This window comes from Novosphingobium sp. 17-62-19 (assembly GCF_002256775.1).
Taxonomy (GTDB): domain Bacteria; phylum Pseudomonadota; class Alphaproteobacteria; order Sphingomonadales; family Sphingomonadaceae; genus Novosphingobium.
On record NZ_NCII01000027.1, the window covers coordinates 1 to 20,494 of the forward strand.

The following is a 20,494-nucleotide window of genomic DNA, read 5'->3' on the forward strand; positions in this document are numbered from 1 at the left end:
CGATTCTGACATTCGGTACCGTATAAGGTTAGGCGGCGTTCGAATGTCAGAATCTTTTCGGACCACTAGAAGCTTTTGATTCTAGTGGATTTTACGATTCTGACATTTGCAGACCCATCCCAACCGCAAGGGGATGCAAATGTCAAAATCAATCCACTAGTTACCTCTGGCGAGCATTGGTGCTGCTTTCGCGCCAACCCAATGGCTCATGTCCACCGTGTTGGTCACGCGGAACACCTCACCCTTCGCGTTGAGGAACAGCTCTTCCATCTCTGGCCGGGTGAATGGGCGTGAGCCGAGGCGACCGAACACCGCCATCTGCCCCCCGGTCTCGTCGACGCCACGATCCCGGTCCAATCCCTTTGACAGCGCGAGGGCGGGTGTGGGTGTGCGTGCCCAGGCGATCAATTCGGGCTTCGGCTCGGGCGAGAAGCCGTAGAAGTTCGGCTGGCTGCCCGGACTGGTCAGTTGCAGCACTTTCACCCCGTTCCGGCCATCGGCAACATAGGCGAAAAGCGAGGCGTTGGTGGAGGCTACGATCACATCCTCGGCGTCGGTCAGCTTTCCGTCGGCAGTGTAGCTGGTGAAGATCGAAGGCCGTGTGGGGGCGGTGATATCCACGATGACAAGGCCCTGCCCCTTGGCGGCGACATAGGCATATGTGCGCGCCAGATAGACGCGGCGCGCATCGGCCAGCGGGACGGTGGCTCCGACAACAGCCTTGGGGTCGGCCAGATTGGTCACGTCCATCAGTTCAAGGCCATTGGCGGTCGTCACCCACAAGTAGCGGAACTGCAACGCGGTGCCGCGCGGATCGCTGAGCGGCACCACCGAAGTGACGCGCGGGTCGAGGCAGGTTTCGCCGCCCTTTTTTGCGCTGATTTCGCAGGGCTTCTCCGCCGACCACGGCTTGGTCAGGTAGACGGTGACCAGCGCCTTGTCGGTGACGACATAGGCATAGTCGCCCGCCAGCGTGATGTGCCGTGCACCCGTGAGCACGCCGTCGGGGTTGAAGGTAAAGCTGCGGTCAAAGAAGTTGTTGCGGAACTCGCCATCGGCCAGCGTATCGACATTGACCGCGATCAGCCCTTCGACTGCATCGGTAACGAAGGCATAGCTGTAGATCGGCGAGAACGGCTGCTCCTGATTGAGGTCGCGCAGTTCGGGCGTGTTGCGTGTGGGCGCGATGGCCTGATTGGTGGGCAGGGCCATGCAGGTGGCGTTCTTCGTCTTCACATGGGCATCGTGGCCGAGCGAGGAGAATGGCGCGGTGACGATGCGTTCGGAGAAGCCCTTGTCGCCAATCGCGGCGATATCATAGGCGCGGAAACCGCCCTTGCCTTCGGCGACGAACATGTATTCGCCGCGCATTTGCAGGCAGCGGACCGCGTCCTTGGTGCCTTCGACGACGTTGGCGAACTGTTCTTGGCCGGTGGTTTCGCCTGACAGTTTCTTGTCGAAGATCTTGCCGCGGGTCCAGTTCTTCAGCTCGCGGTCGTTCTTCTCGACGTGGAGTTTCCAGTAGTCGGGATAGGCGTAGCGATGGAGATAGGAGCCGATCACGGCTTGCGGTTCATCCCATTCGGTCACGCGGACCGCTTCGAAGCCGCCTTCAAGGCCGAACCACGCGTTCATTCCCACGAAGTTCACGTAATTGGTGCCGAGCAGCAGGAGCTGCGCCATGACCGCGTTGTTGTCCTCGTCTTGGGCGACGTGGCAGTCGGTGCACTGCTTGGTCTCGTTCTTGCGGACGGTGTGCGGGAAGTGCGGCGCGAAGGCTTGTGACGAGTAGCCGATCGAGGAAATCGGCGGCTGCTGCACGTAAATGCGTTCGCGGTTGATATTGGTCGAGGAGAGGATCAGCGCCGACGTTGAGCGGATCGGCGCTGTGATCGCCTTGCCACTGACAGGATTGCCCGCCGCATCGAACTGTACGGGATCGGAACCGGACGACTTGTTGCGCTGGTGCTTGCCCAGTTGGAACATGTCGTCACGCGCTACCTGCGGGTTGTAGGTCGCGTAGTTGCGGGTGAAATCTTCCTCGTACTTGTGGGTGGCCGATTTCCAGTTCGCCTCGATCGGCAGGTGGCAGCCTGCGCACGATGTGGTCCACGAAAGGTGGCAGGTGAAGCAGGCCATGTCGTCATCACGGTGGGCACGCGCTTCCTTGGGCACACCAGTGCCGAACTTGTAATCGCCATCGTCCGAGGCGGACTTGGCCATCAGTTTGGCGCGCGCGGCCTTCGGATTGAAGATCGGCGCGCCTGCGCTGTCCATCTTGCCGGCGAAGCGGGCGTCGACGGAGTCTTTCACGAGGCTCACGCGCCATGACAGGTTCGGATCGATGATCGAACGCTGGATCAGCACACGGCGGCCATCGGATTCGTTGAACCATTCAAAGCGGCGCTGGCCATCGGAGTTGCGCAGGAGCGAGAGGTTGTTGCCCTTTTCGGGCGCGGCAAGGTTCGATGTCAGCAGCGTGGGATAGGCGTCGGGCGTGCCGTGGCAATCCTTGCAGCCGATTTCGACGGCGTTGGCGACTTCGCCATAGATCAACCCGTTGCCGTGGCTGTCCTGCGCGAAGTGGCAGTCAGCGCATTGCATCCCGATCTGGGCATGGATGTCCATCATGTGGACGCTCTTGCCGGGATTGTCGGGGCCGACGTCGACAAACTTGCCCTCGGTACCTTGGCGGAACTTTTCGGGGTCGTTCGGGTCGATGATGTGCGCGGTGTCGGTGCCGTAAGTGCTCATGTCGCCATCATCGTCGAGCAGGTTGCCGCGACGGTCGCGCTTCAGGATGGCGCGGAAGTTCCAGCCGTGGCCGTGATAGTCGGCGAACTGGGTGTCCTTGGCCTGACTGTTCAGGTCATAGACGTTGCGCAGGAATTCGACATCGCGCCACAGCCCGCGCGTGGATGCGCCTTCGGGGTTGCGGTCCAGCACTTCGCGCTGTTCATCGATGTTCGGGTAAAACTGCTTCTTGTAGGCCTTTTCGTAGTCGGCGTCCGACATTTCGGCAGGCTTGGGCGCGCGGTTTTCCGGCCCCGGCCACATGCTCGGCGCGTCAGACTCATAGTCCCACATCGTATAGCCGAGGTAGCTGTTCAGGAAGATGTTCGGCTGGTGCATGTGGCAGTTCATGCACTGAGCGGTGGGAATGGCGCGGGTGAAGGCGTGGACCAGCGGGTGGCCGCGTTCACGATCCTGCATGGCGACAGGGCCAGTGGGTTCGTGCGAGTCATCGCCGTGGCTGCTGCCATGAGCGGCCTTCTTCGCATGGCCCTTTTCATCAAGGCCTGCGGTGGCGTGGGCCGAGGCTTGGTCCATCTTGTCATGGTCCATTGTGCCATGCGGGGCCACACCCTTAGCCGGGGAATAGACAAGCTGTTCGGCCGCCGAAATCGCGCGGGCGCAATCGGCTGCCATGTCGTGCGAGGCTTCCGCGTCGGACTTGTCGCCGCCAACGTAGCTGCCTTGTCCGCCAAGCACAGTGCCGCGCACCTTGTCGTGCGCTTCATGGGCTGCAGCATCGTAAGTGCCATAGGCACCCTTGCGATGCTGGCCTTCGCGCAATGTGTTGATGGTGGGGTCCGCCGTGACCGTCTGCCCGTCACGTCCACACTTGCCGTAGTTCAGCGAGTGGCGCGGTTCGCGGTCGTTCGCGTAGATAACGTGGCATGATGCGCAGCCAGACGAACGGTAGTCGCCCGGCTGGTCGTTGGTGCCCATCTGGAACAGGAACGGGTCGTTCAGGCGGGTCTTGTGTATGTTCAGGACCGGAATTGCGACGCGCAGGCCGGTTGCGGGGCCACGGTTGGACTGCTTCAGGTCGGGGCGGCCCGGCTCGTCCAGACGCTGGATCAGGCCGGTCGAATTGGGCAGTCCGATTTCAGGGAACTGCGGGTTGATCGTGCGGCCGCCATCCTCGAACACGCGAAACACGTCGCCCGGCGGGATCTGGTGCCAGCGCGGCAGCGGATAGAGGATCGGCAGCGCACCACGCGCTTTTTCCTGCGGCGTGACGGTGCCCCACATCGGCTTGCCATCCGGGCCGATTTCCTTCGAGCCCGACTTGAGCAGTGCCGGTTCACCTGCGCGGGTGAAGCTCTCGCCGAACATGTAGTTCTTGAAGGGAACGATGCCGTTGTTATAGGCCGCCCCGCCCCAGAGCATCGCACCGGTGGACATGATCGAGCGTTCGGACGCTTCGATGATCGACATGTGGCACGCCCCGCAGGAATCGCGCGCAATGCGATAGTCCGAAGGGTTTACAAAGCGAATGAAGTCAGGGCTTTCCTTGGCCAGCAGCGCGTAGGAGCGCTTCGGATTTGCCGAGGACGGCCAGCCCCAAGCCACCGGATACTTCGGCAGCACGTGGGCATCCTTCATCGCGCCCACATATTCCATCGAATTGTGGTTCCACGAGCGGTCCGCCACAACCTTGGTATCGCCGCCATGGCAATCGACGCACGACAGCACCACCGCAGGGCTGGCGTGCATCGTGCGGTGATCGCTCTGCGTGTGGCAGCTGACGCAGCCCGCGTTCTGCTTGTCGACAAAGGCCCACTGCTCTTCCGCTGTTTCGCCCGGCTGGCCACGGGGGGCAGCAGGCGCGCGCGTGTGCTTGACCTTCTGCGCCGGTTCCTCGCCCGCCGCGAACAGGGCGCTTGGCACCAGAAGCGCGGCAAACAGCGCTATCAGCCATGTCAGCGGAAGCGAACGGATGCGGCGCGTAAGGGTCATGGGCTGGGTCATCAAAAGGCCAGAGTCGCGTTGGCGAGGACGGAGTAGAAGCGGCTGGCCTTGCCCTGTTGCGCAAACAGATTGTCAAAGCCACGCCCCGGTTCAAGCACTGCGCCCGACAGGCGGAACACCAGATTCTGCGAGGCATTGGGCCGCCAGATGGCCGAGACCGAGGCGTCCCAACCGATATCCTTGGGGATCGAGCCTTCGTTGCGCAGCACCTGAAGAACTTTCGTGTTTTCGAACCACAAATGGTTGACGTTGGTCGAAACGCGCACGGTGGGCGTCAGATCGAAATCGGTGCCGACCCCGAGCAGCATCGTGCCGGGGTTGGTGAAGTTCGATTGGCCCTGCTCTTTCGATGAGCGCAGTGAATTGAGAATGCCGTTGCGGCCATTGACCGAGATCGCGCGGCCACCGCCTGCGAACGGGATCGTCTGGCGGATCCAGTAGCTGGTATCCGCGCCTGCAAACTGCGGATTTTCAAACACCGCGTCGAACCCGCCTTCGACCTTGTCGTAGGGGTCCTTGTCGCCGCTGGCATAGAGGCCGGACAGGCGAATGCGCGTCCAGTCGATGTCATAGCTCAGTTCTGCCGCCGCCATGAAGGCGCGGATGCTGGCGGGGCCGCTGGTCAGGAAATTGTTGCTGTCGTGCCCCAGCGCGCCATAGAATTGCGCGGTCAGGTTGATGCGGCCAATGCGGCCATCGGCGGCATAGCCGAGATAGACTACGTCATAGTTGCGGCCGCGCAGATCGCCCAGCAGCGCTGGGCGTACCGGGAAGCCATTCTTGTCGACCGCCACTTCGCCACGTTCGCGGTTGATATTCCACGTGGCGGAAAGCTGGCTGGTCAGGCCGACAATTGGGAAGTCCTGTCGATAGACATTGGCCATCAGCAGGAAATCGTTGCGCGGAGCCTGCGTGATGTCATTCAGGCCGGAGTTGGTGTCTTTTTCAAGACGCCAGAACGCCGCCAGATTGAACTGGAAGCGGTTGTTGTCGCGGTTGCCGAAGAAGCGGATGCCCAACTGGTTATCGTTGAACAGGAAACCGCGAAAGTCCGACTGCATGGGCTGGATGCCTGCACGGACCGAGAAGAAGTCATACCGCTTGGAATCGTACTGGCCGAGGTGATAATCGACGAAGGCTTCCTGCAGGCCCACGAAACCATCGGTGCGGCGCGTGCCCTTGGACGGCTCGACGAACAGCACACGGCGCTCTGGCACCTGCACATGATTGATATTGCCCGCAATTGCGATGCGATATTCAATCGTCGGCGGCTTGAACGCGGTCATGCCCTTCAGAAGCGACACACTGGCGATGAAGGTCTGCGCTAGCACAAGGCTGTTGCTGCGTCCGAACACGTCGATCTGGTTGGGATCGCTGGTGGTCTGATTGCCGACCGGAATCGGGAAGCTGCGCGGTTCGACAATCGTGTCGGACACTGCGCCTGCGATCAGGAACCAGTCATCCCCCTTCAGAAAACCGGGGCGCTTGCCGCGCGCCAGCGGACGGTCACCTTTGAGCAGGCTGTGGTGGAACGGGTCGAGCGAGGAGTGGCAGACATGCTCCAGCCGGGGGAACAATGTATAGAGCGAACGATCAATCTTGCCCGAAAGCTTGTCTTTCTGCGGGCACAGCGAAGAGACGATACGCCAGCGATCGGGTACGCCGACTTGCAGGCCCAGATTGCTCATTGGGCCCTCGCCATCGTACTTGTCGTAGAAGGCTTCGGGCGGCGGGGCGTTGACCGCGCCGGGATTGTCCTGCTCCACCTTGTCGGGAAGCTGCTTGTTGTAACCGGGGCGGCGGCGGCCATCGATCAGCGCTTCGTCGGCCTCGGTCTCTCCGCCGGGGAGTGCCGTCGTGTTGGGATCGACCTGTTGTGATGCACCGTCTGCTGCGGGTGTAGCCGCCTGCTGCGGTTCCGCCGCGCCGGGTGTTGCCGCAGCACTTGCGGAAAGCACCTGAAACGGCATCATCGGCATGGGCATCGGCTGGCTGATACCGAAAGCCGGTGCAATCAGGGCGATCACCTGCTGCATCATTTGCCCTCACAGACGTTCTGTTCGCTCGTATCGAGGAACGGGGCGAAGGGGCAGTTCACATAGCGCAGGCGCACGCCGCTACCAATTGCAACAACGATGGTATCGGCGCGCATGTCCTTGGGGGCATTACCAATCCCGCCGACTTTGGCTCCCGCATTGTGCAGGCCGAGGAACGAGATCATGTCGTCCTGATCGATGCCGTCACCCGAAACGCCAATCGCGCCGACCAGCTTGTTGCCGCGATAGATCGGCACGGAACCGGGGAAAATCTGGATTCCGTTGGCAAGGCGCTTCTTGCCGGTCGGCGTATCCGGCACGGACGAGCAGGTCTGCGGGGTGTCAGCACCTGCACCCTGCACAAAGCCTGCGTGCTGCACCACATTCCCGGCAACGAGCGCAATTTGCAAGCCAGTGGCGAAGGGGCTGAAATCGTCAATCGGGCGTGACAAGGGACCGGGAGGACGGCCCAGTTCGCCATCGGGGAAGTACGGCCGCGAAAGGTTGCCGCCAGAACGGTCGGCAAAGGCTTTGCCACCGGTAAGCGCGGTCTGGTCGCCCAGGAAATCGCGCACGCGCTGGACGAACGCATCGGCTCCGGGTGTGGCGAGCATTTGCTGTGCGGCCAGCGGGTTCGAGAAGAATGCCGCAGTGCGTGCTTTTTGCAGCGAAACGTCGGTGCCGAAGATCGGCGCATCGGGGCTGCGGACCTGCCCCAGCACTTCGCCGAAGGTATCGACCACGGTGACCGTCACTTGTGCGCGGCTGTCGAGCGGGCGGCGGATTTGCGCGCGGGCGCGGGTCATCACGGTGAAGGCCTCTTCCAGCACAGCGCGGGATTCAGCAGCGGTCAGCGCCTGCCCCACAACCGCTCCGTCAGTGCCGGGCTTCACCGGGTAGCGGGGATTGCCTGCACCGTCAGTGAGCAGATAGGCGTCAGCCAGCGAGAACTCCGACCCACTTACGCGGCGTATGCCGCTGCGTTCGGTGCCATAAGGCGTCCCGGCGATAGCCGCAGTTCCATCGTAGTAGCCACGCACCGGAATCAGCGTGCCGCGCACGTTGTTAATTGCGGCAAAGCTGGTCTGCAGCGCCGAAAGTTTTGCCGGTTGCGCATCGGCAAAGCGCAGCGTGGTGCCGTCGGCGGTGATGCGGTCCCCGCGAATGTCGGCGGCGGGCGCAAAGCCCTGAATGCCAGCTAGTGCGATGTATTCCTCATCGTCCTCATCGATGTCGGTGACGTTTGGATCGTAGCCATAATCGCCATCGGCCATCACTCCGATACCGCCGACAACCACACCGTTCTTGTAAAGCGGCAGGCCACCGGGATCGGCAGCAAGGCCGAGCGGGGAACGCTTCGGGCCGATGAAAGCGCCTGCTCCGGCGTTTCCGGTGACGAACCGGGTGTTGAGGTCCGAACAGGGCAACTGGCTGAACTGGACGCCAAACAGAGGGCCGGATTCAAGGCCCGGTGTATTGGGCGCGGGCGGGAAATGTTCCTGCACGATCATGCTGGCCGTGCGGGTGGTGAAGGCGTTGCCGCTGGAGGATAGGTAAGCGCCGGTTATCGCCTTGGAAATCGCGCCCATCGTTGCCTCGACTTCGAGACCCTGCGCATCAATGCCGGGGTTGGCGATCCGGCCCGTCGCAGTGCGGCGACTGGTGACCATGCGCGTTGGTGCGCCATTCATGCGGAACACGGCCAGCACATTGCCCACGCGATCCACGACGCTGATGATTGCAGGCTTGTTGCGCGCCTGCGCCTCGCCCACGGCCTGCGCGATGATCTGCTGGACTTCGTTTACGCTCAACGATTCCTGCGCGGGATCGGCAAAGAAGCGCGAGGATGCGGTGGGAGTAGGCGTTGGCGTGAATGTATCGCCGGAGCCGGAATCACCCCCACCACATCCGGCAAGCACCAGCGACAGCGACAAGGCGAAGGCAGTGGTCTGACGAAGAGCCAGCGGCAGGTGCATCAGCGCAGGCTCCGAATTGAACGCACTGCCCCGCCCAGAGCGCGGCGGAAGGCGATCGGCTGGAAGCCGTTGGGATCGCGCACGGCGGCATAGGCCTGATTAATCTGGACGCGAAGGTTGGCTGCCGACGCGGTAGAGACCATGCCCTGATTGACCATACCACCCAGCAGCGTGTCCACCGCCATCACTGATTGCACCGCGCCCTCATAGTCGGTGAAGCGGGCCCCAATGGCATCGCTGGCAATCGAATCCATGATGGCAAAGGTCTGGTCGCGGGTGAAACTGGTCGCTGCAAAGCGACTGGACAGGGCATCTGCCGACTGGCGAAGCGCCTGCGCTGCGGCTACGGTTTCAGCCCTGCCCGCCAGCATCGCGCGATGGAAGGCCTTGGCCCGCGCATCAAACGTAGCTGCTGCATCGGGCGCGACGACCTTTGCCGCAGCCAGCAGCATGATCATGTTCTCGTCGTTATAAGGCGGCGTGCCGAGATCGAGCGGACGGCCCGGATTGGGCACCGCCGTCACATTAGCCCCCGCTTCGCCATCGTAGATACGGCGGTGACAGGAATGGCAATCGTAGAAGGTGAATTCGGGGAAGATGCCATCGACCGCGCGGCTCGGCTGGCTGAACAGTTCAAGGCTACGCTTGACCGCTTCTGCCTGCCCCACCGCCCACATGCGCATGGCGTTGGTCTTGCCACCCTTGCGCTGGGCGTAGTCGGCATCCTCGTCATGGTGCGATTGCAGCGTGGTGAACAGGTCAAGTTCGAACGAGATGCGCGGATGGCCTGCTGCCATGATGCGGTGTGCGATGAACTGGCCGCGTGCATCACCCGAGAAGTGGCAATCGAGGCAGACTTGCGCCTTGACCGCCGGGTTGACCAGATCGGTCATGCCTTGCGCCACGTTGCGCCCGTGGCTTGCGCCGACGGTATAGTGGGTGGAAAGCCAGCCGCCGGACGTTCCATGGCAAGCCTCGCAATCAACGCCATCGGCGACGCGTGTTGCGCCGGGAGTAGCATGGCAGCCCGCGCAATCGCGCTGGGCGCCAGCGGCATCCAGACCAAGGCGGCGCAAAATTGCCTGTCCGCGTGGTTCCTGCACCACGCGCCAGGCGCGGCTGTGTGCGCCAGTGGGCGAGGATTCCTCCTGCCAGCGCAGCAGCTCGTCCTGACGCACCATCGCTCCATCGGCGATACTGCGGCCATGGCAAGTAGACCCCGCGCACGAGGCAACACCCATGTGCCCGCGCAACGATTGGCCCGCAGAAACGGAGGAGGGTTCGGCCCGGACAGAATCGGGGCCGAGCAGCGAGGACGCACCCAGTGCTGCCCCAGCCATCGCCAGACACGCCGCAATAGCCAGCGCACCCGAACGAGATGTCGCCCGGAGCACAGCCATGCGCTGCCCTATTCCCTTGAAAATGCCCTGCATTGCCCCTCGTCCCCACCGGCAGGAAAGCCGCCCGACGTTTCGTCTATCGCGGAATTCCGAACCGGAAGTGCTGCAATGCGACCCCTTATGCCGGAGCCTAGGCCACCAACCGAGCTAGGTTCAAGTGGCTAAACGTCCTTTCGCACACAATTCAGCAATAGTTTGTCAGGATATGCTTGGCTTCACGTCCTGCGAATGACCAGATTGCGGATCTCGGACATGTCCTCCATCGCAAACCGGATGCCCTCGCGCCCAAGGCCCGAATCCTTGACGCCCCCATAGGGCATGTTGTCGACGCGGTAGGATGACACGTCGTTGACGACGATTCCGCCCACATCAAGCTTGTCCCAGGCACCCATCACCCTCTGGATGTCGGACGTAAAAAGGCCAGCCTGAAGGCCGAACTTGCTGTCGTTGACCTCGTCGAGCGCGGCAGCCCAATCGGTGTACTTCGAAAGGATGACGACCGGACCGAACGCTTCTTCGGTGTAGACGTCCATGTCGCGGCTGCAGCCTTCGAGCAGCGTGGCTTCGAGCATGTTGCCCTCGCACCTGCCGCCTGCCAGCAAGGTTGCCCCGCCTGCAACCGCCGCGTCGATCCAGCCTTTGAGCCGTTGTGCTTCCTTGGCCGAGATCATCGGGCCGATGAAGGTCTCGCGATTCTTGGGATCGCCAGACTTCAGCGCCTTGACCTTGGCAGCAAGCATATCGCGGAACTGGTCATAGATGTCGGCGTGGATGATCACGCGCTGCACATGGATGCATGACTGGCCCGACTGGTAGTACCCGCCGAAGATGATCCGGGCGAGCGCGTGGTCCAGATCAGCGTCCTTGTCGACCACTACGGCCGCATTGCCGCCAAGTTCCAGCACGACCTTCTTCTTGCCCGCCTTGCCCTTCAATTCCCAGCCCACGCCGGGCGAGCCGGTGAACGAGAGCAATTTCAAGCGTTCGTCCGTTGTGAACAAGTCTGCGCCATCGCGGCTGGCAGGCAGGATCGAAAACGCGCCTTCGGGCAGGACATCGCACTCGGCCAGCACTTCGCCCATGATGATCGCGCCCAGCGGGGTGAGGCTGGCGGGCTTCATCACGAAGGGGCAGCCCATGGCGATGGCGGGCGCGATCTTGTGCGCGGCAAGGTTCAGCGGGAAGTTGAAGGGCGAGATGAAACTGCACGGCCCGATCGGCACGCGCTTCCACATGCCCATATAGCCTTTGGCGCGCGGCGAAATGTCGAGCGGCTGGACCTCGCCATAGTTGCGGGTCGCTTCCTCTGCCGCGATGCGGAAGGTGTCGATCAAACGGCCTACTTCGCCTTCGGAATCGGCAATCGGCTTTCCGGCTTCTACACACAGGGCATAGGCCAGCTCGTCCTTGCGCTCGGCAAAACGCTTCACGCAATGGTCCAGCACGTCGCGCTTTTCGTAGCTTGCCAGCGCCGCCATCGGCTCTGCCGCGCGCACAGCCCCGGCGATGGCCTCATCGATCACATCAGGCGTAGCAAGCGCGGTGCGGAAGGCGACTTCGCCGGTGAACTTGTCGGTCACCGCAAGATCGGTGTTGGGCTGCACCGCCTTGTTGTTGAGGTAGAGCGGGTAGACGTCTTTCAACTGGGTCACGAAATCAAACTCCACGTCATCCCGGACTTGATCCGGGATCCCGCTGTTTATTGCACCGCCGCGAGGAAAAAGCGGGACCCCGGATCAAGTCCGGGGTGACGACATTTCTGGTTGAATAACCCTAAAGCGCCTTCGACAGTTCCTTGATGTCCTTGTTCAGAATCTGGTCGTTCTCCGAATAGTCCACCGGACATTCGATCAGATGGACGCCCGGCGTATCGCGGCAGTGGGCGAGCAGTTCCTTCAAATGAGCAGCGCTCTCCGCCCGGTAACCGTTCGCGCCATAGCTTTGCGCATACATCACAAAATCGGGGTTGTTGTAGGTCAGTCCAAAGTCCGCAAAGCCCATGTTCGCCTGCTTCCAGCGGATCATGCCATAAGAATTGTCGTTGAGAATCAGGACCGTGAGGTTGAGACCCAGCCGGACGGCAGTCTCCATTTCCTGGCTGTTCATCATGAACCCACCATCGCCGCAAATCGCCATGACCTTGCGATCGGGATAGAGCATCGCGCTCATCATCGCAGACGGCAACCCCGCCCCCATTGTGGCCAGCGCATTGTCGAGCAGCACGGTGTTGGGCTGATAGGCGGTATAGCCGCGCGCGAACCAGATCTTGTACACGCCGTTATCGAGGCAGATGATCCCGTCCTCAGGCATACAATCGCGCACCTGCTGCACCAGATGCGGCGGGAACACCGGGAAGCGCGCATCAGCCGCCAAGGGTGCGGTGTGTGCCACTTCAGCGGCGCGATAGGACAGCATCCGGTCAAAGTTCCATGCCGGATTGGGCGTGATCGCTTCCTTCATCTGCCAGATGGCATTGGCGATATCGCCGATCACCTCGATACTGGGGAAGTAGACCGGATCGACCTCTGCCGTCTTGGTCGAAACGTGGATCACGGGCGTTCCGCCATTCCGCATGAAGAACGGCGGCTTTTCGATCACGTCATGGCCGACGTTCACGATCAGGTCGGCGTCTTCCACCGCGCGATGGACAAAGTCCCCGGATGAAAGCGCGGCGCAGCCCAGAAACTTCGGATGGCGTTCATCGATCACGCCCTTGCCGAGCTGCGTGGTCAGAAACGGAATGCCGCTCTTTTCCACGAATTCGGCCAGCATCTTGCCGGTCATCTTCCGGTTTGCACCCGCACCGATCACCAGAACCGGCGCTTTGGCGTTCTGCAACGCGTGAACGGCCTGCATAACAGACTTTGCATCGGCATTGGGACGGCGAACAAGGCTGCGCTTCAGCGGCCGGGAATCGGTATGTTCGTCAGCAATGTCTTCCGGCAGTTCGATATGCGTCGCGCCGGGCTTTTCCTCTTCGGCCAAACGATAGGCTTCCCGCACCCGGCTGGGGATGTTGTCCGAAGACTGCATCTGGTGGGTAAACTTGGTGATCGGCCCCATCATCGACACGACATCGAGAATCTGGAACCGGCCCTGCTTCGATTTCTTGATCGGCTTTTGCCCGGTAATCATCAGCATCGGCATACCGCCCAGAGTGGCATAGGCAGCAGCGGTCACGAAATTGGTCGCTCCCGGCCCTAACGTAGCGATGCACACGCCGGTCTTGCCAGTATGCCGGCCATATGTCGCAGCCATGAAGCCCGCGCCCTGCTCATGCCGGGTCAGGACCAGCTTGATCTTGGTGGAGCGTGACAGCGAATCGAGGAAATCGAGGTTCTCTTCGCCCGGAACGCCAAAGATGTATTCGCAGCCCTCTTCCTCAAGGCATTCAATGAATACGTCGGATGCTTTCTTGCCGTCGGCCATTTTCGGTCGCTCCATCAATCAGGAACACGCGGCCACGCGGCGCTCCCCTCCCCAATTCGGCTGCGACCGTTCAGGGCGAAAATCCGGTGCGTGTCGTTATGGCCCCCGCACCTGCCCCTTGGTGCATGGGCTAACAAACCCAACCGCGCGAGTCACGCGCCGGTTTCAATAGCCCAAAGAAAGGTCAACCTGCGGCTGGAGCGGTTCGCCATTGTGAAAGCGCGGGATGTTCGCAAGGAAGCGTGACACCGAGCGTTCAAACATTCGCGTCTGCGCGCGGCCTGACAGGTGGCTGGTGACATGCGCGTTGGGCACGCTCCACAGCGGATGCTCTGGCGGCAACGGTTCGGGCGTCACCACATCAAGGAAGGCATGGCCCGGCCGTCCGGCTTTCAGGCCTGCAATCAACGCATCCTGATCTACCACGCTGCCGCGCGCCACGTTGATCACGGTCGATCCCGGCTTCATCGCCCCAAGTTCTGCCGCGCCAATCATGCCATCGGTTTCCGCCGTGGCTGGCACGGCAAGGATCACCCAGTCGAACGTGCCCAACTGCGCACGCCATTCATCCGGTCCCAGCGCGCCTTCACCCCCGGACCGGCGCACCTTCACCACCTCCACGTCAAAGCCCTGCAACATCCGCTCGACCTTCTGACCGATCGCGCCATAGCCAAGGATCAGCGCGCGGCTGCCTGCCAGTTCCACCTTGCCGGGAGAATCCAGCAGCCATTCGTGCCGGTCCTGCGCGCGCACCACCTCGCGATAGCCCTTGGCCACAGTCAACATTCCCATCACCACGTATTCAGCGATGGTGATGGCGTTGATGCCCGTGCCATTGGTCAGGATCACGCCGCGTTCACGCAGCACATCGAGCGGGAAGAAATCCACCCCGGCATAGACCGAATTGAGCCACTTCAGCCGGGTCGCCAGCCGGATCGCCTTGTCCATGCCACCCGGCTGATAAAGGTCGAACCATCCGATTTCGGCCTCAGGTGCCAGTTCGAACAGTTCTTCGGCACTGCGGAAAAAGCGCGGCTCGATCCAGTCGGGCAAGCGCCCGTCGACCAGCGGCGCGGCCATGGCGTTCATCACAAGGACGGTCATGACGGGCGCCTTTGCTCGATCTCATTCCGCGCTGCATCGGCAAGGAACGCGCTGCGCGTAAGATTCCGGTCCGCCGCAGCACGATCAATCGCATCCAGCATCCCGCGATCCAGCGAGATATTGGCCCGCACCTGCCGCCCGGTGCGCCGGATATGCGGCACGGAAATCAGGAACGCACCCTCTGCCAGATCAGCCGCAACACGCGCGCGCACATCCTCAAGGCTGCTCGGCGCAATGTCCTGCGGCTCGTCCTCGAACCAAAGCTCCAGCGCCTCACAGGCATTGGGCACAAGTTGCTCCACCTCGTCTGCCGCCGAAAAGCAGCCGGGAAGATCGGGAAATGCAACGCCGAACGCGCTGTCCGCGTCCTTGTGAACCACTGCGTAGAAGTATTTCATAGCCAACCTGCCATTCGGGCGATGCTGCGCGCGGTGCCAAGCGGCAGGTCCTTCTTCGGGTGGGGAACGATCACAGTCACACCATCACGGCGGAACTTGTGATGCGATCCCTTGACCGAAACAGGCACAAAACCCTCGGCGAGCAGCCGCTTGACGATCTGGCGGCTATCGTGCTCCATGCGCAACTATATACACACCGAGTAACGAAGTTGCAAGATCAGCCGAGCTTCCAGTCCCAGCCGAGCGGATCGCCGTCCATGACTTCGACGCCCTTTGCGGCAAGTTCGTCACGCAGGGCATCGGAGCGGGCGAAGTCTTTTTCAGCGCGGGCAGCCTTGCGTGCTTCAAGCATGGATTCGATTTCGGTTTCGGTGATGGAGGCTGTCTTGGGGCGGAGGCGCATATCTTCCCGAGTAAGATTCAGGAGATCAAGACCAAGGACAGAATCCACCCCTTCCACAACTTTAATTGTTAAATCCCGTGGAAGATCTGCAACATCAAACAGGACCGTTTTCTCGTACAAAATTGCACCCAGAAAATCTAAAATGGCTGGCGTATTTAGGTCATTTGAGATACTATCTTCAAATTTCATAAGAGCTCTTTTTATCCCAATATCCAATTTTTCTTTTTCTATGAGCGTATCGGACTTGCTTAACTTGATCTTCTCTATAGCCATCAGCATCCGCTTCAACCGCGTCAGCGCCGCCCCCAGCCCTTCCCAGCTGAACTCCAGCTCGCTGCGATAATGCGCCTGCAGGCACATCATGCGGTAGGCCAGCGGGTGATAGCCCTTGTCGATCAGCAGTTGCAGCCGCAGGAACTCGCCCGAAGACTTGCTCATCTTGCCTGAGCGTTCGACCAGGAAGTTGTTGTGCATCCACACCCGCGCGCCGGAATTGGCGGGCAGGTCCAGCCCGTTCGTGCAGCAGAATGCCTGATTCTGTGCGATCTCATTAGGGTGGTGGATTTCGCGGTGATCGATGCCGCCGGTGTGGATGTCGAACGGAAAGCCGAGCACTTCGCCCGACATGACCGAGCATTCCAGATGCCAACCGGGAGCGCCCTTTCCCCACGGTGAATTCCACTCCATCTGGCGCTTTTCGCCCGCCGGAGTCTTGCGCCAGATGGCGAAGTCGGCGGCGTTGCGCTTGCCTTCCACCGCCTCGATCCGGCCTTCTCCGTCCTCGGTCTGCGCACGCGCCAATCGGCCATAATCGGCCACGGTCGAAACGTCGAAGTACAGCCCGCTGTCCAGTTCGTAGCAGTGCTTGTCCGCAATCCGCTCAGCAAAGGCGATCATCTGCGGCACAAACTCGGTCGCAATCGTCCAGCGGGCGGGCTGGCGGATGTTCAGCGCCTTGATGTCTTCCCAATAGGCCTGCGTATAGTGCTGCGCGATGTCCCAGATGGAACGCGCCTCGGCCTGCGCCATCTTCTCCATCTTGTCCTCGCCCGCATCGGCATCGTCGGTCAGGTGGCCGACATCGGTGATGTTGATGACGTGGGTGAGCTTGTAGCCCTTGAAGCTGAGCGTGCGGCCCAGAATGTCGGCAAAGACATAGGCCCGCATGTTGCCGATGTGGGGGTAGTTGTAGACCGTCGGCCCGCAGGAATAGACGCGCGCCTCGCCCAGATGGACCGGCTGGAACTCTTCCAACTGGCGAGTCAGGCTGTTGAACAGCTTCAACGGGGTGGACGGGCTGAACGGCGCGGGAGCGTTTGACATGGGCCAGCCATTGCCCCGCGCCCCTGCCTTCGGTCAAGTCATTCGGCTGGACTGTCGGCCAGAACCTCGGCCAGCCATTCGAACTGCGCCTTGCACCCATTGTCCAGCAACAGCGTGCCAAGCGCGGCAGCATCGGCGGGCACCGCTTCCGGCTCCAGCGTGACGATGCGGAACTCTGCCGCCTTGTCGGGCGCGGTTTCGTCATAGATGCGGTAGGTGCGGCCTTCCTGCGGGGCGAGCATGGTCTTGGGCCAAGCGATGCCAGCCGTTTTGGGCGGCCACTGCATTCGCACCATCTCGCCGCCCTCGCTCTCGGTCAGCCAGGTGAAGCTGCGCGCGTCAGCCTTGCCACGCCACAGATAAAGGTCACTGCCACGCGGCACGCAGACATTGCCGTCCTGATTGGTATCGGCGATCCAGATGCTGACGGGCAGCACCACCTCGGGGTCACCAGCCACCGCACCACGCACCGCTCCTGCGCGCACCGAAGCCGGATTGCTGAGTGACCGGGCCAGCAGCGCAGCAGCTCCGCGATCACGATTCACAGCAGAGTCCATCACGAAAGTCCCCGCGCCTTTCAGAACGCGCGTCCCCGCCTTGTCGAGCACGGTGACGACGTCCCCGGCCTTCAACACCACGCTGGCGTTGGCCGGAAGCCGCTTGCCTTTCGGATAGTTCACCGCTGTCGGCCCGGTAGAGCGGACGACCACCGCCTGCGCCATCGTCTCCGATGACACGGCAGCAGCCATCAACGCGCCCGCTGCTATCAGGACCGTGCGCCGCATGTTCAGCCCCCCGCCTGCGTGGCGCTAGCAAGGTTGGCCAGCAGATCAAGCTGCGCGGTGCAGCCCTTTTCCGCCATCGTGCCTGCAATCTCCACCTCGTCCGTCGGCACCGTGGCGAGCACCATCGTGCGGATCTTCACCGGCCCGCCCACCGGACTGCTGAATGTGTAGGTCTGCCCATCGACCACCGGCACGGTCGCCGATGGCCAGACTTTCAGCGGATTGCCCGCGCGCCAGCTCACATCGGCGGTGCTGCCATCCTGCGAAAGCAGCGTGCCGGTGCCGTCCAGCGTCTTGTCTGGCCGCCACAGCACCAGCGCGGCAGGATCGGCCACGCAATAGGTGCCGCCCTTGCTCACATCGATGTGCCACACATTCTCTGGCGCAGTGGGAGCCGCGACCACAGGAGCCGCCGTGGCCCCGCGCACAGCCCCGGTCCGCGTCCGTGCCCCGCCGCCGCGCGCCATCATCGAGGCCAGCGCCGTCGCGCCGCCGCCATCGCGGTTGACCGCACCGTTCAGCGTGAAAGTGCCCGGCCCCGCCAGAACGCGGGTGCCCGCCTTGTCCAGCACCGTCACCTGATCGCCGCCCTTCAGCACGACCGTGGCGTGCGCAGGCAACTTCTTGCCCTGCGGATAGGCCCCCGCCGAAGGCCCGGTAGAGCGCACAACGACCGATTGCGCCATCGCGCTGCCTGCGATTGCCATTCCGGCCAGCGCCGCCATTCCGGCAACACCTTTGCGGATCAGCTTGCGATCAACCCAGCCCATTGTTCTCTCCCTCGTGCGCCTCGCGCAGTCTTTCGATCAAATTCATCATCGCCTCATCGCCCTGCGCCGAATCGGGCAGGTTGTCTGTGAGGGTCTGCACACGATCCCGGTCACCCGCTGAATGGGCACTGAGCAAGTCGGCAGAAAGCTGCCGCTGTTCCATCCGCATCTCCGGCACCGGCTCGAATATCTGGACCGGCGTTGATCGCCCGCGCAGAACCACTTCGCCCATGGGCCTGAACCAGTCCAGCCCCGACCGCTCCACCGCCTCACGGCTCACCAGCACTTTGGTGTCGAGCGTCTTGTTCGCGCCTTCAAGCCGCGCGGCGGTGTTCATCGCATCGCCCAACGCGGTGTACTGGATGCGCCCCTCGCCCCCGAAGTTGCCCACCACTGCCTCGCCATAATGGACGCCCACGCGAGTGCGGCCGATCTTCGGCACGCCTTCGGGCACGTTCCTGCGGAAGTCCTCGCCCGCCAGATACATCGCCCACGCCGCCTTCACAGCCCGCTCGCCATCGTCAGGATAGGCAATCGGCGCGCCCCAGAACGCCACCACCGCATCGCCCACAAACTTGTCGAGCGTGCCGCCATATTCCAGCACCACCGCGCTCAGCCGGTCGAGGTAATCGTTCAGCAGCCGCGCAATCATCTCCGGCTCTACCGCGTGCGTCAGCTTGGTAAAGCCCTCCAGATCGCTGAACAGGCAGAAAATTTCGCGCTTCTCGCCATGCAACGAAAGGCGCTCAGGATTGCGCATGATCTCTGCCGCCACCGATCGCGGCAGGTATTTGCCCAGCGCCCCTTGCGCAAATTCGCGCTGCGCCGCGTTGATTGCGCGCAGCCCCGAACTCACCGCAGTAAACGCGATCAGCCAGCCGATCAGCCAGCCCGTTGCAGGCAAGTCCAGCGTGTCATAGCCCGCCCTCTCCACCAGAAACGGCACCGCAAGGAACAGCGCAAACTGCGCCACCACCGCCAGCGCCAGAACCCACGTCCGCGTCTGCACAACCGCCGTAGCCACGCCAAGGCCAACCGCCAGCAAGGCCGCGAGCAGCTTGATCCACACGGCGGGCGGCGCTTTCCACGCCTTGTCCAGCAGTTGCGCCAGCATCGATGCGTGAACTTCCACCCCGATCATCCGCGTCTCGCCGGTCACCGGATTTCCGGTGCGGGTGAACGGCGTGTCGAACTGGTCAAAGTCCGCAAAATCGCCACCGATCAGGATATAGCGCCCCTTGATAACATCAGCCACAAAGGGCGCGGTTTCCGGGTCCGCCAGCAGATCAATCGGAATCTTGTCAAACACCGGACGGTCGGTCGCTGTCGGAACGCGGAAGCGGATTGGCCCGGTGAACGTGGCAAAGCGCGCATCGGCATCTGGCCCCTGTTCGGTCAATGCCAGCGAAAGCAAAGTCGGCAACCCCGGATACTGCTTGGGCCAGCGCCGCGCCACACCATCGGAGTCCGTTTCAAGCAGGATCGACGCCGGGCCAACCTTGTCCGTCCGCACGCTCTGCTGAAAGGCTTTGAGATCCTGCTCCTGCTCATAGGTGATCGCTTCGGGGTTTGTGCGATTGTCGGCATAGGCAAGATACACCGGCGTCTGCATGGCCTTCAGCGAAGCGCGCAACACGTCATCGTCGTCCTGCGGGCTGTCAAACAGCACGTCGATGCCCACGCCCTTGGCACCCAGCTTATCGATTTCCGTCAAAGCCTTGGCCAGAATGGTGCGATCTACTGGCGAAATCTGCCCGGTCGCGCGATTGGTATCGGCGGTATAAACCACCAGCGTCACACGTTTGTCCGTGTCAGCAGGCAGCGCAAAATTGGCAGCCCGCAAATCATAGAGCGCAGCCTCTGCATCGCGCAGCAAGGGAAGCCGCCAACTGCTGAACGCAATGAATAGCGCAACCGCAATCAGCCCCAGCGCCACCACCGTGCGCTGCACGCCCAGTTGCCCCAGCCCGCGCATTGCGGTGCGGCCAATCTCGCTCGCGCCCGCTTCTGCCGCCTTATTACGCCAAGGCATGTTTCGCCCCCCATTCGCATATCTCAAAGGCCCGCCGCCAAAGCGCGAGCCTTACCCCCGAAGATTTTGCGAACCCGTGC

Annotated in this window: 13 protein-coding genes; all 13 read right to left on the reverse strand. The window is 62.1% G+C overall.

The features are described from left to right. Nucleotides 1-156: 156 nt before the first annotated feature. The 13 genes from B7X90_RS06855 to B7X90_RS06915 all read right to left on the reverse strand — a co-directional run bounded on the left by B7X90_RS06855 (nucleotide 157) and on the right by B7X90_RS06915 (nucleotide 20,414). Nucleotides 157-4,746 (reverse strand): hypothetical protein, encoded by a 4,590-nt coding sequence (locus B7X90_RS06855; RefSeq protein WP_292622941.1) that lies wholly within the window; start codon nucleotides 4,744-4,746, stop codon nucleotides 157-159. Between the two features lie 11 nt (nucleotides 4,747-4,757). Continuing rightward, complete coding sequence (locus B7X90_RS06860; RefSeq protein WP_292622943.1) at nucleotides 4,758-6,794, reverse strand: hypothetical protein; 2,037 nt, start codon at nucleotides 6,792-6,794, stop codon at nucleotides 4,758-4,760. Beyond that, on the reverse strand, nucleotides 6,794-8,770 hold the full coding sequence (locus B7X90_RS06865; RefSeq protein ID WP_292622944.1) for a heme-binding protein: 1,977 nt from the start codon (nucleotides 8,768-8,770) through the stop codon (nucleotides 6,794-6,796). The genes B7X90_RS06860 and B7X90_RS06865 overlap by 1 nt, the downstream gene beginning before the upstream one ends. Beyond that, entirely contained in the window at nucleotides 8,770-10,170 is a 1,401-nt protein-coding gene (locus tag B7X90_RS06870; RefSeq protein WP_292622945.1) for a multiheme c-type cytochrome, read from the reverse strand. Before B7X90_RS06870 ends, B7X90_RS06865 begins: the two co-directional genes overlap by 1 nt. A gap of 215 nt (nucleotides 10,171-10,385) precedes the next feature. After that, nucleotides 10,386-11,822 (reverse strand): aldehyde dehydrogenase family protein, encoded by a 1,437-nt coding sequence (locus tag B7X90_RS06875; RefSeq protein WP_292622947.1) that lies wholly within the window; start codon nucleotides 11,820-11,822, stop codon nucleotides 10,386-10,388. A gap of 121 nt (nucleotides 11,823-11,943) precedes the next feature. Further along, the gene (locus tag B7X90_RS06880; protein ID WP_292622949.1) at nucleotides 11,944-13,599 is read right to left on the reverse strand and encodes an acetolactate synthase large subunit; all 1,656 of its coding nucleotides are present in this window, start codon (nucleotides 13,597-13,599) and stop codon (nucleotides 11,944-11,946) included. A 165-nt stretch (nucleotides 13,600-13,764) separates the two neighbouring features. Next, nucleotides 13,765-14,703 (reverse strand): D-2-hydroxyacid dehydrogenase, encoded by a 939-nt coding sequence (locus B7X90_RS06885; protein ID WP_292622950.1) that lies wholly within the window; start codon nucleotides 14,701-14,703, stop codon nucleotides 13,765-13,767. Next, nucleotides 14,700-15,101, reverse strand: a complete 402-nt coding sequence (locus B7X90_RS06890; RefSeq protein WP_292622952.1) for a type II toxin-antitoxin system HicB family antitoxin — start codon at nucleotides 15,099-15,101, stop codon at nucleotides 14,700-14,702. Before B7X90_RS06890 ends, B7X90_RS06885 begins: the two co-directional genes overlap by 4 nt. After that, nucleotides 15,098-15,280, reverse strand: coding sequence for a type II toxin-antitoxin system HicA family toxin (locus B7X90_RS06895; RefSeq protein WP_292622954.1), 183 nt, complete (start codon nucleotides 15,278-15,280; stop codon nucleotides 15,098-15,100). The genes B7X90_RS06890 and B7X90_RS06895 overlap by 4 nt, the downstream gene beginning before the upstream one ends. A gap of 38 nt (nucleotides 15,281-15,318) precedes the next feature. Further along, entirely contained in the window at nucleotides 15,319-16,827 is a 1,509-nt protein-coding gene (cysS, locus tag B7X90_RS06900) for a cysteine--tRNA ligase (RefSeq protein WP_292622956.1), read from the reverse strand. Between the two features lie 38 nt (nucleotides 16,828-16,865). Then, nucleotides 16,866-17,612, reverse strand: coding sequence for a hypothetical protein (locus B7X90_RS06905; RefSeq protein ID WP_292622958.1), 747 nt, complete (start codon nucleotides 17,610-17,612; stop codon nucleotides 16,866-16,868). Nucleotides 17,613-17,614: 2 nt separating this feature from the next. After that, on the reverse strand, nucleotides 17,615-18,382 hold the full coding sequence (locus B7X90_RS06910) for a hypothetical protein (RefSeq protein WP_292622960.1): 768 nt from the start codon (nucleotides 18,380-18,382) through the stop codon (nucleotides 17,615-17,617). Further along, a complete protein-coding gene (locus B7X90_RS06915) occupies nucleotides 18,369-20,414 on the reverse strand; it encodes an adenylate/guanylate cyclase domain-containing protein (RefSeq protein ID WP_292622961.1) in 2,046 nt (681 codons plus the stop codon). Before B7X90_RS06915 ends, B7X90_RS06910 begins: the two co-directional genes overlap by 14 nt. Between the last annotated feature and the right edge of the window lie 80 nt (nucleotides 20,415-20,494).

Bases quoted from the DNA above. Each gene is read 5' to 3' on its own strand.
- B7X90_RS06855 (WP_292622941.1), bottom strand. From the start codon at position 4,746: ATGACCCTTACGCGCCGCATCCGTTCGCTTCCGCTGACATGGCTGATA.
- B7X90_RS06860 (WP_292622943.1), bottom strand. From the start codon at position 6,794: ATGCAGCAGGTGATCGCCCTGATTGCACCGGCTTTCGGTATCAGCCAG.
- B7X90_RS06865 (WP_292622944.1), bottom strand. From the start codon at position 8,770: ATGCACCTGCCGCTGGCTCTTCGTCAGACCACTGCCTTCGCCTTGTCG.
- B7X90_RS06870 (WP_292622945.1), bottom strand. From the start codon at position 10,170: ATGGCTGTGCTCCGGGCGACATCTCGTTCGGGTGCGCTGGCTATTGCG.
- B7X90_RS06880 (WP_292622949.1), bottom strand. From the start codon at position 13,599: ATGGCCGACGGCAAGAAAGCATCCGACGTATTCATTGAATGCCTTGAG.
- B7X90_RS06885 (WP_292622950.1), bottom strand. From the start codon at position 14,703: ATGACCGTCCTTGTGATGAACGCCATGGCCGCGCCGCTGGTCGACGGG.
- B7X90_RS06890 (WP_292622952.1), bottom strand. From the start codon at position 15,101: ATGAAATACTTCTACGCAGTGGTTCACAAGGACGCGGACAGCGCGTTC.
- B7X90_RS06895 (WP_292622954.1), bottom strand. From the start codon at position 15,280: ATGGAGCACGATAGCCGCCAGATCGTCAAGCGGCTGCTCGCCGAGGGT.
- cysS (WP_292622956.1), bottom strand. From the start codon at position 16,827: ATGTCAAACGCTCCCGCGCCGTTCAGCCCGTCCACCCCGTTGAAGCTG.
- B7X90_RS06905 (WP_292622958.1), bottom strand. From the start codon at position 17,612: ATGCGGCGCACGGTCCTGATAGCAGCGGGCGCGTTGATGGCTGCTGCC.
- B7X90_RS06910 (WP_292622960.1), bottom strand. From the start codon at position 18,382: ATGGGCTGGGTTGATCGCAAGCTGATCCGCAAAGGTGTTGCCGGAATG.
- B7X90_RS06915 (WP_292622961.1), bottom strand. From the start codon at position 20,414: ATGCCTTGGCGTAATAAGGCGGCAGAAGCGGGCGCGAGCGAGATTGGC.